Below are 13,474 nucleotides of genomic sequence, written 5' to 3' on the forward strand. Positions count from 1 at the left end.
TCACGTGAAATGATGCAAAAAGTCCAGCGCTTCGGCAGCGCGATGTTTGTGCCTGTTTTATTATTTGCATTTTCCGGTATTATTGTCGGTCTGAGTACGCTGTTTAAAAATAAAACGCTGATGGGGCCGCTGGCTGATCCTGACGGGCTTTGGTATCAATGCTGGTACGTCATTGAACAGGGCGGCTGGACCGTCTTTAATCAAATGCCGCTCCTGTTTGCGATCGGCATACCTGTCGCTTTAGCGAAAAAAGCGCAGGCACGAGCCTGTTTGGAAGCGCTTACAGTTTATCTGACATTCAATTACTTTATCAATGCGATTCTGACGGTTTGGGGCGGGGCTTTTCATGTCGATATGACTCAGGAAGCCGGCGGAACGAGCGGGCTGACGATGATCGCCGGCATCAAAACGCTTGATACGAATATTATCGGCGCCATCTTTATTTCATCTATTGTCGTGTATTTGCACAATCGTTATTTTGATAAAAAACTGCCGGATTTTCTGGGGATTTTTCAAGGATCTTCATACATCGTTATCATTTCTTTCTTCATTATGATACCGATTTCACTTGCGGTGGCATACGTATGGCCGATGGTTCAGTCCGGAATCGGATCGCTGCAAAGTTTTCTCGTTTCTTCCGGGGCGATCGGCGTGTGGATTTACACGTTCCTGGAGCGGATTTTAATCCCGACCGGTCTGCATCATTTTATTTACTCGCCGTTTGTTTACGGTCCGGCTGTGGCTGAAGGCGGTATCGTCACCTATTGGGCGCAGCATCTCGGGGAATACTCTCAAAGCGTCAAACCGCTGAAAGAATTGTTCCCGCAGGGGGGCTTCGCGCTTCACGGCAACTCGAAAATCTTCGGCATTCCGGGAATCGCGCTCGCTTTTTACGTCACGGCTTCAAAGGAAAAGAAAAAAATCGTCGCCGGCCTATTGATCCCGGTCACCTTGACGTCCATTGTCGCGGGAATTACAGAGCCGATTGAATTTACATTCCTTTTTATCTCGCCGTTTTTATTTGCGGTTCATGCTTTGCTTGCCGCTTCCATGGCAACCGTCATGTATATGGCCGGCGTCGTCGGAAATATGGGAGGCGGTTTGATCGAAGCTGCGACCTTGAACTGGATCCCGCTGGCGTCAAGCCACGGCTTGACGTATGTATACCAGATCATCATCGGGTTGTGTTTTACCGCTATTTACTTTTTCGTCTTCCGTTTCCTCATTCTCAAATTCAACATCGCCACACCGGGCAGAGAAAAAGAGGAAGGGCAGGAAACAAAGCTCTATTCGAAAAAGGAGTACAGAGAACGGAAGCAGGCTTCAAAAGAAACAGCGGCGGCAGACGAAACACAGCGGGATACAGCCGCTTTGTATATTGAAGCGCTGGGCGGAAAGGACAATATTACGGAGGTCACCAACTGCGCCACCCGTCTCCGCGTCACTGTCGCTGATGAATCAAAGGTCAAAAGTGACGCCGATTTCAGAGAGCTGGGAGCCCACGGCGTCGTCAGAAAAGGCAGGGCGCTTCAGGTCATTGTCGGATTAGGCGTTCCGCAAATGCGGGAGCGTATTGAACAGCAATTGGATCAATAAGGTCAAAACCTTCCCCTCCCCGGGAAGGTTTTATCTTTTTCGCAGATTATTGAAAAAACGGCACACCAAATTTCTTTATTCATTTGCCGGAAAGGCATAAAATAATAATATTGAACAAAGGATTTGGAGGCTTACACATGTCAAAGGCTTTATCATATGTAAAACCGTATTCTCTTTTGGCGGGAATCGCTCTGTTTTTCATGCTCATCGAGCTTGCGGTAGAGCTGATACAGCCCCTGCTGATCGGGAAAATCATTGACGAAGGAATTTTAAAGCAGGATCTCGGTACGGTTTGGCTGTGGGGCGGCGTGATGATCGGACTGACCGCTGTTTCATTCGCATCGGGCATTTTAAATTCATTCTACTCCGCCCACATCAGCCAGAGCTATGCGTATGATACGCGAAAAGGGATTTTTCAAAAAATTCAATCCTTCTCTTATTCGACGTTTGCGCAATTCTCATCCACATCGTTTATCACCCGGCTGACAAACGATGTGACACAGGTCCAAAATATGCTTTTCATGAGTCTCCGGTTTATGCTTCGTGCGCCGTTAATGATCGCGGGCGGCATTATTCTCTCGCTGACCGTCAATGCGAAACTCGGGTTTTTTCTGCTGATCACGGTGCCGATTTTGCTTTTGTTTTTGCTGTGGGTGCTGAAAAGAGGCGGCGCGCTGTTTCGGTCTGTGCAAAAGCGGCTTGATCAGGTCAACACGATCATGCAGGAAAACCTGACGGCGATCAAACTGATTAAAGCGCTCCTCCGTGCAAACCACGAAGTGAAACGTTTTTTGAAATCGAATACGAAGCTGATGGAAAAAACGGTCTCCGCTTTTCGTCTCGTGGAAGCGGCGATGCCGATTTTAATGCTGCTGATGAACATTTGTATTTTGTTTATCTTATGGTTCGGCGCCAAAAGCATTGCTCAGGGCGGAGCGCAGGTCGGCGATGTCGTTTCCGTCATTAACTATGCGACGCGGATTACAGGCGCGCTGTCCGTCCTTCCTTTTCTCATCATGGTATTTTCCCGGGCGAAGGCTTCCGGGGAAAGAATCGGCGAGGTGCTGGAAACAGAAGGCGGCGAGGGAACGGGGCAGGACCCGGCACGGGCGCTTGCAGGCGGGATTGAGTTTCGCGAAGTGTCCTTCCGCTATCCGGGCATGGAAAAAGACGCGCTGCATCAAGTGTCCTTTTCTGCCAGCCCGAAAGAAACGGTTGCCATTATGGGCGCGACAGGCTCAGGAAAATCAACGCTTTTTCAGCTGATTCCGCGTCTGTACACGGCTGATTCGGGCAGTATTTTCATAGACGGCAAACCGATCGGTGAATTCTCCGCTTGCGGCCTGCGCAGGGAAATCGGCTATGTTCCGCAGGAAGTGCTTCTGTTTTCGGGCACCATCCGTGAAAATATCGCCTGGGGGCGGGAGGATGCTTCACTAGATGAAGTAATGGAAGCGGCCAAAGACGCGCAAATCCATGAAACGATTATGAAGCTGTCAAACGGATACGACACGGTGCTGGGACAGCGGGGCGTCAATTTGTCAGGCGGGCAGAAGCAGCGGATTTCCATCGCGCGCGCTTTTATCAGAAAGCCGTCCCTCCTGCTGTTAGATGACAGTACGAGCGCGCTCGATCTTCAGACGGAAGCGAAGCTTTTACAAGCGATCAGATCCTATGAATGCACGACACTGATTATTACGCAGAAAATAACGACTGCGATGAAGGCTGACACCATCTTATTGCTTGAAGACGGCGAACTGCTGGCCAAAGGCACGCACAAAGAGCTGATGGCACAGTCTCATCTGTACCGGCAGATTTATGAATCACAATTCGGAAAGGAGGGAGCTGACAATGCAAAAAGACATTCGTAAACCTTTCCGATATCCGAAAATACCGCTCAAATCAAATGAAGGCGGCAGAAAACGCGCGAAAGCAAAAGATACAAAAGGCACGCTGCGCAGAATCTGGTCTTATGTAGCCGAGAAAAAAGGGCTTTTAACCCTTGTGATCATCATGGTAGTCATAAGCGCCATATTCGGCCTGCTCGGACCGTTCGTCATCGGGAAAGCGATTGATCATTTTATCGTCGGACAGACGACAGACGGATTGGCGGGGGTGCTGTTCATACTGTTTGTGATTTACCTCGTGCAATCATTGTCCTTATGGTTTCAAAACTATTGGATGATCAATATCTCGCAAAGCACCGTGTTTAAAATGCGGAGCGAGCTGTTTACCCATCTGCATGAGCTGCCGATTCCGTTTTTTGATAAACAGCGGCTCGGGGACTTGATGAGCCGGGTCACCAATGATATCGAAAATGTCAGCTCCACTTTAAATACATCCGTCATTCAAGTGCTGTCGAGCGTCATTACATTCGTCGGCACAATCGCCGTCATGCTGTACATGAGTTCGCTTTTAACATTGATCACGCTTTTGATTATTCCGATCATGCTTTTGAGCATTAAATGGATCACCAACCGGACGGGACTGCTGTTTAAACAGCAGCAGAAAAACCTCGGCGAGCTGAACGGTTTTATTGAAGAGTCGATATCAGGGGCGAAGGTCATTAAAGCCTATTCGAGGGAAGACCGCGTCATGGAACAATTTTTAGAAAAAAACGCGGCGTTACAATCATCGGGGTTTTGGGCGCAGACAATTTCGGGATTCATTCCGAAAGTCATGAACTCTTTAAACAATTTAAGCTTTACGATTATAGCGGCGGTCGGCGGGCTGTTTGCGCTGAAGGGATGGATCTCGATCGGTGCCATCGTCGTATTCGCCGAATACTCGCGGCAGTTCACGCGCCCTTTAAATGATTTAGCCAATCAGTTCAATACGATGTTATCGGCCATCGCCGGGGCTGAACGGGTGTTTGACGTGCTGGATGAAAAAGAGGAGCGGGAAGATGAAGAGCATGCGCTGTACCAGCCGATCAAAACGGGAGAAATTGAATTCCGAGATGTCTCCTTCGGCTATCAGGAAGACAGCCTGATCTTAAAACACCTGTCCTTCAGCGTTCCGAAAGGACAGTCAATCGCCTTCGTCGGACCGACCGGAGCGGGTAAAACAACCGTTACGAGCCTGATCGCCCGTTTTTACGAGCCGAATAACGGAAAAATTCTCATTGACGGAACGGACATCAAAAAACTGACGAGATCCAGTCTGAGAAAAAACATGGGGTTTGTCCTGCAGGATTCCTTTCTCTTTCAGGGCACCATCAGGGAAAATATCCGTTACGGCCGTCTGGACGCATCTGATCAAGAGGTGGAGGCAGCCGCAAAAGCCGCCAATGCCCACGGATTCATCGAACGGCTCCCGAAAGGCTACGATACCGTCCTTACCCAAAACGGCGCGGGCATCAGCCAAGGACAAAAACAGCTTATTTCCATCGCGAGAGCTGTGCTGGCGGACCCGGTGCTGCTCATTTTGGATGAAGCGACGAGCAACATTGATACGGTGACGGAAGTGAAAATACAAGAAGCGCTCGGCCGTTTAATGGCGGGCAGAACAAGCGTCATCATCGCTCACAGGCTGAACACGATTCAAAAAGCCGATCAGATTCTTGTACTGAAAGACGGCGAAATGGCTGAAAAAGGGACCCATGCCGAACTTCTCAGCCAGAACGGGTTTTACCAAGAATTATATGAAAGCCAGTTCCGGGAATCATAGATAGGGAAAAAGACCTCCGACAGAGTGCGGAGGTCTTTTTTTCGCGAAGGCAAATAGTACTTTTAAGTTATTTTCGTTAAATGTAACAAAATTACTTGACGTAAATAAGTTATGTATATATACTAGCTTACATAAAGTAAGTGATAATAATTTTCAAGGAGGATTTTATGAATAAATCATTCGAAACAGGAACACTGCTTTTAAGGGTTGTAACAGGTATTATCTTTTTTGTTCACGGTTTATCCAAGTTTCAAGGGTTGGAAGGAACTGCGCAATTTTTCCAGAGCATCGGGATTCCGGCCTTTATGGTCTATGTCATCGCGACGATTGAGCTTGTCGGCGGGGTTCTGATCTTTTTCGGTTTGGCAACGCGCATTATCGGCGTTCTGTTTGCCGTCACATTAGTCGGCGCCATTTTCACGGCGAAGCTTTCCTCACCATTTATGGGCGGATCGGAATTTGATTTCATCTTACTGGTTGCGTCAATTCACTTAGCGCTTTCAGGAAGCCGTCTGCTTTCATTGGATCAGCTCCTTTTCAAATCAAAAAAGGGAGAAACTTTTTCAGCATAAGAAAGAAGGCGTTCAAATGACCGGCATTCATCAAGATACGGCAATCGGTTATGTCAAATTGACCATTAAAAATATGGAACGCTCGCTCGACTTTTACCGGAATGTAATCGGCTTTCAAGTCATCTCGCAGACAGATCGTTCAGCAAGACTGTCAGCAGACGGAAAACGCGTTCTGCTGGTGCTTGAAGAAAATCCAAGCGCCGTCGTTCTGCCGGAGCGGTCTGTCACCGGCCTGTACCATTTCGCGATACTTCTGCCTGACCGGAAAGAACTCGGCATCGCATTGGCCAGGCTGATTGAAAACGGCATCGCGCTCGGTCAGGGGGATCACGCGGTCAGTGAGGCTCTTTACCTGTCTGATCCGGACGGCAACGGTATTGAAATATACGCCGATCGTCCCCGCAGCACGTGGCGCCGGGATGCAGAGGGCAATTATGTCATGCAAACGGCGCCCGTCGATGTGGACGGGCTTTTGGAAGAAGCCGGAGCTGAACGGAAAAGCCGTCTCCCAGAAGGAACTGTTATCGGCCACATCCATCTTCATGTGACGGACTTACAGGAAGCCAAAGCGTTTTACACCGATATTCTCGGTTTTGACATTGTCGGCAATTACGCGGGCATGTCCGCTCTGTTTGTTTCGGCGGGAGGGTATCACCATCACATCGGTCTGAATATATGGGCCGGAAAACATGCGCCGCCGAAACCGGGAAATGCAAGCGGGCTGGATTATTACACCATCGCGCTGCCGCATCAAAAAGAGCTGTCACGTGTGACAAAAGCGCTGACCGATGCCGGCTTTGAGATCGGAGAAAAAGAAGAGGGCGTATTCGTCAAAGACCCTGTATCAGGGGCGGATATCGCATTTACACTGTAAGAAACAACCCTTGCCGTCTAACCGGCAAGGGTTTTTATTTTTCTGAAGTTTTCTTGAAAAGGCTCGGTAAAGAAGAACATCTGTGACTTAAGAGAGCGAACATCTCAGTGAGGCGCAAAAATGACGCGTAGAGGCCGCCATCGCCGGCCCGAGCTCAGGGCATCCGCTGGATTGAAAACTGTGTCCGTTCAGCAGATCGGGGAGCCGTATGGGCAGACTTTGAATAGAAAAAGGCAAAAGCCGCATCCGGTCACAAGATGCGGCTTTTCGTACACAATTTACAATTGTGTGAAAAATGTCCAAAACAATTGTACTTCCTGATTCTTCCTGATATGATAAGCCGAAAAAGGAGAACCTGAACAAATGAACTCAAATGCAGCACAGACGGAACAGTCTATGAAGCATAACGGAAACCGGATGACGGTCAAGGACTTTATCATTCTTGCCAAACCGGGGATTATCATCTCAAATTCACTCGCCGCATTGGGCGGATTTTGGATCGCATGGCTTCAGCCGGAAAGGACGGGCGGAGGGCCCGGTATATTTGCCGCCATGGCGGTTGCTATGATCGGAACGGCGTTAGTCATGGCATCAAGCACTGTTTTTAATAACTTCTTTGACCGCGGCATGGACGCAAAGATGGCGCGAACCCGCACCCGCGCAAGCGTCACGGGGAGAATACCGCCGCCGGTCATGATCCTGTACGGCACATGTCTCGGCGCATGCGGATTCATCATGCTTGCTTCGCTAAATGTACTGACCGCCGTTCTTGGGCTGCTTGCATTTTTGCTGTATGCCGTCGTTTATACGCTTTGGTTTAAAAGACAATCCGTCTGGAGCACATTTGTCGGCAGCTTTCCGGGGGCGGCTCCGCCTTTAATCGGTTATTGCGCGCTGACCGGGTACATTGATATGCCCGCAATTTTGTTATACGCGATTATGTTTTTGTGGCAGCCGCCGCATTTCTGGGCGATCGGAATCAGGCGAAAGGAAGAGTATCGTGCCGCCGGCATTCCGCTTTTGCCGATCATAAAAGGCAATCGCGTCACAAAAATAAAAATGTTGCGCTATATCGCCGTTCTGACTGCGGTTTCGCTGCTCGTTCCTCTTTATATAGACGTCAGCCCGTTTTATACCGCGTCCGCTCTCCTGCTCGGAGCCATGTGGCTGTACCGGAGCATCAAAGGCTTTCAGGCGGCGGATGACACGCAATGGTCGAAGGGGATGTTTTTTTATTCGATTGTGTATTTCAGTCTGCTTTTTCTTATTTTAATGGCTGATTCGTTTATCAATGCGGTTCTCAGAACGTAAACAGGCGGCCTGCAGATACAGAGCCGCCCCGTTTTGTTTATGCTTTTTTGATGAGAGCCAAAATATCTTCAAGCCAGGAAATATAATTCCGTTCCCGCTCAAGCGCTTTTGTCAGCACGAGATAATGGCCGAAATCAGGAGAAGAAAATGAATCCGCCTCCGCGGACGATGTCATCAGTTCTTGATAACTGTTTTCCAGATCGGACAATTTCTCCTGCCGCTTTACGAGCTGGTCGGTGAATAGCTCATCCGCTTCTTCCTGCGTCAAAGCTGAGATGAAATAAGCCTTCAGCATAAATTCATCCTTCACCGTTTCCGGAATCGGGTCTTTTTTCGTCAGCCAGGCAGCAAGCTCCAGCTCTCCCTTGTCAGTCAGCGTGTACATTTTTTTCTCAAGCTTCGTTCCTTGAATCGCAGTGCGAAACGTAATAAATCCCTCAGCCGTCAGTTTTTTTAATTCCGGATAAATCTGGCTGTGCTTTGCGCTCCAAAACTGGCCGAGCTCTTCCTTAAAATAGCTCGATATATCATATCCGCTCAATTCGCCTTTTCGCAAAAGCCCTAAAATCGCGTACTTTAAAATTCTCATGTTGTCCTCCAAGCCCATTCATTTGACAGCTAGTATACCATACCGCCGCTCAAAAACGCAGAAGTGCCGGATGCTTGTGAAAGGGGTTATCGAAACGGCAGCAGTACCGGAAAAAGCCTTTCTCATGTCTTTGCCTCATTCATATGACATCATGATATAATCATTGTAAAAATTAATAAATATTGGGAGGGACATATGAAGACGGTGATTGTGTATGCAAACCCGGATGAGAACAGTTTCAATGCGGCTCTCGTAAAATACGTCGTCATGGCTTTAAAGGACAGCGGCCAAAGCTATACGGTCATTGACTTATACGCCGACCAGTTTGATCCCGTGCTGAAGTACGGCGGCGAAAAAAAGCGCTCTGACATGAACCGGGACGCTGAAACGAAGAAATACCGGAAACTGATGAAAGAAGCGGATCATCTCATTTTCATCTACCCGCTGTGGTGGGGAGGCGTTCCGGCGATTATGAAAGGCTTTTTTGACAGAGTGCTTGTCGCCGGAGAAGCCTACACATATGAAAACGGCCGCGTAAAAGGACTGCTCCGGGCAGAGACGGCACAGGTCTTTTATACGGCGGATTCCCCGGGCTGGTACTTAAAGTGGTTCCGGAAAAACTCGGACTGGATTACGCTGAAAAAAGGCATTCTGCAATTTTGCGGCATTCAAAAAGCCGAGCGGAACCTTTTTTCTGTCGTCAAAACGAGCACACCCGAGCTGCGGGAAAAATGGCTGCGCCAAGCATACGCTAAAGTCCGGCGCGCTTGTGAAAAAGGAGCGGCCGCATGCAGATAAAAGAAATTTTCGTGATTCGCTGCCTGTCCTGTTTAAGTGTCGTTCTGCTTCACGTTGTTTCAATGGTGCTGATGATTCAGGAAGAGTCCTTAGCCAGTGCCGCCCATACGGTTGATGCTTTTCGGACCCTGTTGATGTTCAGCACGCCGGCGTTTATCTTTATTTCGGAATTTCTGCTTGCCAGGTCATACCCGGGAGGCGTTCCCGCTGGTTTTTTAAAGAAAAGGGGCAAAGTCATTTTCGTGCCGTTTCTGTTTATTGCCGCGGTGGATGCCATTTTAATGAAAAGCGTGGCGGAAGAAGGAGCCGGATTCGTTTCAGTGATCGGTAAATTTTTAGAAAATGTGTTTTTAGGAAACTTCATCGGCTACTTCATTCTTGTGATCTTTCAATTTTACATTCTCCATATGCTGCTGCACCGCTGGCTGAACAACACATCTCCCGTGTGGGTGCTGTCTGTTTCATTTATCATCAACGCCGTCTATCTGGCTTACTTTTCCATCTTTCATCCGCCGGCATCATCGGGGCTTGATTCTATTTTTCCGTTCTTTTGGGTTCCGTTTCCGGGCTGGGTGTTTTATTTCTGTCTGGCATTTTATTGCGGAAAGGAATATCCGCGTTTTTTAGCGCTTATCAATCAGTACCGTTATGCGGTTTACTTCAGTGCGGCCGTATCGGCAATATTGATTGTGGCCGTTTCATATATCAGCGGCGGCTCCATTTCCTCTAAGCGTCCGGATATTATGATTTACGCGGTCAGTATGATCTTTCTGTGTTTTCATCTGTTTTCAAAGCTCAAAAAAGTGCCCGCGATTGTGATGATGATCAGCAACTATTCGTTTTCAATCTATCTGCTGCACTCCTACTTTTTAATCAGCGGATATCTTCTGGAAGGCTATTTGCGGTCAATGCCTTTAGCGGCTGCCATTCTTCTTTTATTTTTGATCTGCACGCTCGGTCCCATTTTCGTATCTTGGGTGTGCAACCATTTCAGATACGGATACCTGTTTGTCGGGAAAGTGTATCAGCCGAAGCAGACCAAAAGAAATACGGCGGCGCATCAAGGCCGCACAGTCTGAAAAAAAGGCGGCGTTTCGGCCGCCTTTTTGATACGGGTCCGATTTATCAGGCACGAGGACGGATAGTTGTACATCCTGCAAACACAGACCCCCGCCTGCGGCCGTTTTGACGGATGCATTTATGACAAAATAACGCCATCGATTTTCTCCCTTGTGAAGACCGATATAATGTATACTTATAGGAAATACTTTCAAAAAAAGTGAAAAAGAGAAAAACTGTGAGCTTGGATGAACGACTAAAAAGGAGCGGGGACATTATGAATGACTGTGTCAAAACATTCGGAGAACTTCCGGCCGAACTTTATTCCTTTGCGGGGGGAAAAGGAAGCATTCTCTCTAAAATGTATCAAAGCGGGTATCCTGTGCCTGAAGGGTTTGTGATTTTGCCGTCAGCCTTTCAGGACGGACAGCTCCGCCATCAGGCGAGAGAGGCTATTGATCAATATGTGAATTCCATCCGCAGCCGCCATGCTTCTGCGTTGTTTGCCGTACGCTCATCCGCGCTGAGCGAGGATTCCGCTCAGGCTTCCTTTGCCGGAGAATTCGATACGGTGTTGAATGTCAAAACAGATCAAGACATGTCCAGGGCGATTGATGAAGTCCGCCGATCGGCACAGTCAGAAAGGGTAAAAGCGTACAGCGCCGTTCAGGGAATGGAAGATGAGCATGAAATCGCAATCGTCATCCAGCTGATGATACCGTGTGAGATATCCGGAGTGCTGTTTACCGCAGATCCGATTACGGGGAGCAGGCGGGAGATGACAGGCAATTACGTCTACGGTCTCGGGGAGCAGCTTGTTTCCGGGGAAGCTGATGCCTATTCTTTTAAACTGGCACGGCCCAAGAAAAAATATGACGGCCCCGCAGAATTTCGCAAATATGCGTCAAAGCTCTATAAACTGGCGAAAAAGCTGGAAAAAGATCTCGGAGGGCCGCAGGATATTGAATGGGCCGCCGCGGGCGGGACATTGTATATTCTTCAATCCCGCCCGATTACGACCTTACAAGCCGGAAATCTGGAAACCTATGAATGGAATGATTCTTTCAGCGGTGATTTTTTATGGACAAACACAAATATAGGAGAAGCGATTCCCGATGTGATGACGCCGCTGACATGGTCGCTCCTCCGGAATCTGGATGAAGAGTCGGGCATCATTCCGGGCTATTATGTCTGGTCCGGCAATATTTGCGGCAGAGCCTATAACAATATGAGCCAGCCTCTTTCCGTTCTCGCCGCTTTCGGCCTGAATCCGAAAGGCGGTAAAATAGGAAAAATGATGAGCGATACATTGGGAGAAATCCCGGCGGAAATGAAGATTCCTTTATATCCGTTCTCAAAGTATGAACTTTTGAAGATCATCTCGAAAAAACTGAAACCGTATCTGTCGAAAATGAAGCACGCGAAAAAAAACATGTCCTCCTATTTGGACGAATCGCCGGAGTGGTGCCGGAATATTGAGGAAAAGCTGAAACGTGCCGAAACGGAGCGGGCATTATTAGCGATATGGAACAATGAGATCTATCCGTATTTATGCAACGCGTGGTTTGCGTTAATATCCGGCGGGCGTGATTCTGCGCAATCCTCTTCGTCATTAACCTCTCAATTAACAAAACTCGCAGGAATAGAAGATGCGAATCTCCTGCTTTCCAATCTGAGGGGAAAAGGCGGACTGGCCAGCCTGGAGCCGATTATCGGCATTGATCAAGTCATAAAAGGCCGTATGAGCGAGGAAGAATATCTCAGGAACCAAGGCCACCGAGGCCCGCATGAATACGAACTTTCCATACCGCATCCGGGAGAAAACCGGGATTGGCTGACGAAGCAGATCAAAGAACACAAGGAGTCGGGTATTGATGCCGAACAACTGCTTTTGAAACAGCAGCGGGCGCATGAACAGGCCTTCCGAAGATTTGAAGAAAAGTTTCCTCATAAGGTCAAATGGCTCAAAGCCAAAATGGAAAAAGCGTCAGAATACGCGAATATTAGAGAAACAACCAGATCCGAATTTGTCAGGGTGTACCGGACAGCCAGAGCATTCGCGCTCAGAGCGGCGGAAATGACCGGCATGAAGGACGACATTTTCTTCTTGTATCTGCATGAAATAACCGATCTGCTCGCGGGGAAAGAGCCGGCGGTTGCGTCGATTCAAGCGAGAAAGCAAAACTATGAAACCTATAAAAAACTGCCGCCGTTCCCATCCGTTATTAACGGAAAATTCAATCCGTTTAAATGGGCTGAGGAGCCTGACAGAAGAGCGGATTATTACGATGCTTTTATGCCTGCGGAAACTGATGATGCGCATACTTTAAAAGGTTTCGCGGGAGCGGCCGGGAGAGTGGAGGGCATTGTCCGTGTCCTTGATGCTCCGGAAGACGGGGATTCTTTTGCGGCGGGGGAAATTTTAGTGACTTCGACAACCAATGTAGGCTGGACCCCGCTTTTTCCGAGAGCGGCTGCCATCATAACGGACGTCGGCGCCCCTCTGTCCCACGCGGCGATCGTCGCCCGGGAACTTGGGATTCCTGCCGTTGTAGGGTGCGGAAATGCAACGTCAAAACTGAAAACGGGGGACAGGGTGGCCGTTGACGGCGGGCAAGGCATCGTCCAGCTGGAACCGCGGCAGACTCCGGCCACTTCTGAAGAGGAAAATGGTAAACTGATAGAATAAAATCATGGGAAAGGAGCCGCGCATGAATAAAGCAGTTATTAACGGGGAGGAAATCAGAAGTATGAGCGACCTGCATCAGACATTGAAAAAGGAACTTGCCCTTCCTGAATACTACGGTGAAAACCTTGACGCTTTATGGGATTGTCTGACCGGCTGGGTGGAATACCCCCTCGTTTTAGAATGGAGCCAGTTTGAACAAAGCAAGCAGCTTACAGAAAATGGCGCCGAGAGTGTGCTTCAGGTCTTTCGTGAAGCGAAAGCGGAAGGCTGCGACATCACCATCATACTTTCATAATACGATCAGCGGGAGAGAGACA

At 48.6% G+C, this 13,474-nt stretch carries 11 protein-coding genes; 10 read left to right on the forward strand and 1 reads right to left on the reverse strand.

Annotation, left to right across the window (positions count from 1 at the left end; all coding sequences use genetic code 11):
- The first annotated feature begins 9 nt into the window (after nucleotides 1-9).
- The 6 genes from ACNFN4_RS14090 (at nucleotide 10) to cyoE (ending at nucleotide 8,022) form a co-directional block, all read left to right on the forward strand.
- Nucleotides 10-1,596, forward strand: a complete 1,587-nt coding sequence (locus ACNFN4_RS14090) for an alpha-glucoside-specific PTS transporter subunit IIBC (protein WP_014417220.1) — start codon at nucleotides 10-12, stop codon at nucleotides 1,594-1,596.
- Nucleotides 1,597-1,733: 137 nt separating this feature from the next.
- On the forward strand, nucleotides 1,734-3,467 hold the full coding sequence (locus ACNFN4_RS14095; RefSeq protein ID WP_191389578.1) for an ABC transporter ATP-binding protein: 1,734 nt from the start codon (nucleotides 1,734-1,736) through the stop codon (nucleotides 3,465-3,467).
- On the forward strand, nucleotides 3,448-5,265 hold the full coding sequence (locus ACNFN4_RS14100; protein ID WP_448200262.1) for an ABC transporter ATP-binding protein: 1,818 nt from the start codon (nucleotides 3,448-3,450) through the stop codon (nucleotides 5,263-5,265). Before ACNFN4_RS14095 ends, ACNFN4_RS14100 begins: the two co-directional genes overlap by 20 nt.
- Nucleotides 5,266-5,432: 167 nt before the next feature.
- The gene (locus tag ACNFN4_RS14105) at nucleotides 5,433-5,837 is read left to right on the forward strand and encodes a DoxX family protein (protein WP_012117101.1); all 405 of its coding nucleotides are present in this window, start codon (nucleotides 5,433-5,435) and stop codon (nucleotides 5,835-5,837) included.
- 16 nt (nucleotides 5,838-5,853) lie between these two features.
- Nucleotides 5,854-6,711, forward strand: coding sequence for a VOC family protein (locus ACNFN4_RS14110; protein WP_103527057.1), 858 nt, complete (start codon nucleotides 5,854-5,856; stop codon nucleotides 6,709-6,711).
- A 363-nt stretch (nucleotides 6,712-7,074) separates the two neighbouring features.
- Nucleotides 7,075-8,022: a heme o synthase gene (gene cyoE / locus ACNFN4_RS14115; protein WP_128496514.1), complete on the forward strand. Its 948-nt coding sequence runs from the start codon at nucleotides 7,075-7,077 to the stop codon at nucleotides 8,020-8,022.
- 37 nt (nucleotides 8,023-8,059) lie between these two features.
- Here the strand turns inward: cyoE and ACNFN4_RS14120 are convergent, their stop codons facing one another.
- Nucleotides 8,060-8,611: a PadR family transcriptional regulator gene (locus ACNFN4_RS14120; protein WP_014304649.1), complete on the reverse strand. Its 552-nt coding sequence runs from the start codon at nucleotides 8,609-8,611 to the stop codon at nucleotides 8,060-8,062.
- Between the two features lie 195 nt (nucleotides 8,612-8,806).
- Here ACNFN4_RS14120 and ACNFN4_RS14125 point away from each other — a divergent pair, with 195 nt between their 5' ends.
- From ACNFN4_RS14125 to ACNFN4_RS14140, 4 genes are all read left to right on the forward strand, one after another.
- The gene (locus ACNFN4_RS14125; protein ID WP_007408540.1) at nucleotides 8,807-9,409 is read left to right on the forward strand and encodes an NAD(P)H-dependent oxidoreductase; all 603 of its coding nucleotides are present in this window, start codon (nucleotides 8,807-8,809) and stop codon (nucleotides 9,407-9,409) included.
- A complete protein-coding gene (locus ACNFN4_RS14130) occupies nucleotides 9,400-10,488 on the forward strand; it encodes an acyltransferase family protein (RefSeq protein WP_025650239.1) in 1,089 nt (362 codons plus the stop codon). Before ACNFN4_RS14125 ends, ACNFN4_RS14130 begins: the two co-directional genes overlap by 10 nt.
- A 257-nt stretch (nucleotides 10,489-10,745) precedes the next feature.
- Nucleotides 10,746-13,157: a PEP/pyruvate-binding domain-containing protein gene (locus tag ACNFN4_RS14135; RefSeq protein WP_448200263.1), complete on the forward strand. Its 2,412-nt coding sequence runs from the start codon at nucleotides 10,746-10,748 to the stop codon at nucleotides 13,155-13,157.
- Nucleotides 13,158-13,179: 22 nt separating this feature from the next.
- The gene (locus ACNFN4_RS14140; protein ID WP_031304057.1) at nucleotides 13,180-13,452 is read left to right on the forward strand and encodes a ribonuclease inhibitor Barstar; all 273 of its coding nucleotides are present in this window, start codon (nucleotides 13,180-13,182) and stop codon (nucleotides 13,450-13,452) included.
- The last annotated feature ends 22 nt before the right edge of the window (nucleotides 13,453-13,474 follow it).

This window comes from Bacillus sp. N1(2025) (assembly GCF_053470005.1).

Bases quoted from the DNA above. Each gene is read 5' to 3' on its own strand.
- ACNFN4_RS14125 (WP_007408540.1), top strand. From the start codon at position 8,807: ATGAAGACGGTGATTGTGTATGCAAACCCGGATGAGAACAGTTTCAAT.
- ACNFN4_RS14100 (WP_448200262.1), top strand. From the start codon at position 3,448: ATGCAAAAAGACATTCGTAAACCTTTCCGATATCCGAAAATACCGCTC.
- ACNFN4_RS14105 (WP_012117101.1), top strand. From the start codon at position 5,433: ATGAATAAATCATTCGAAACAGGAACACTGCTTTTAAGGGTTGTAACA.
- ACNFN4_RS14095 (WP_191389578.1), top strand. From the start codon at position 1,734: ATGTCAAAGGCTTTATCATATGTAAAACCGTATTCTCTTTTGGCGGGA.
- ACNFN4_RS14140 (WP_031304057.1), top strand. From the start codon at position 13,180: ATGAATAAAGCAGTTATTAACGGGGAGGAAATCAGAAGTATGAGCGAC.
- ACNFN4_RS14120 (WP_014304649.1), bottom strand. From the start codon at position 8,611: ATGAGAATTTTAAAGTACGCGATTTTAGGGCTTTTGCGAAAAGGCGAA.
- cyoE (WP_128496514.1), top strand. From the start codon at position 7,075: ATGAACTCAAATGCAGCACAGACGGAACAGTCTATGAAGCATAACGGA.
- ACNFN4_RS14130 (WP_025650239.1), top strand. From the start codon at position 9,400: ATGCAGATAAAAGAAATTTTCGTGATTCGCTGCCTGTCCTGTTTAAGT.
- ACNFN4_RS14110 (WP_103527057.1), top strand. From the start codon at position 5,854: ATGACCGGCATTCATCAAGATACGGCAATCGGTTATGTCAAATTGACC.
- ACNFN4_RS14135 (WP_448200263.1), top strand. From the start codon at position 10,746: ATGAATGACTGTGTCAAAACATTCGGAGAACTTCCGGCCGAACTTTAT.
- ACNFN4_RS14090 (WP_014417220.1), top strand. From the start codon at position 10: ATGATGCAAAAAGTCCAGCGCTTCGGCAGCGCGATGTTTGTGCCTGTT.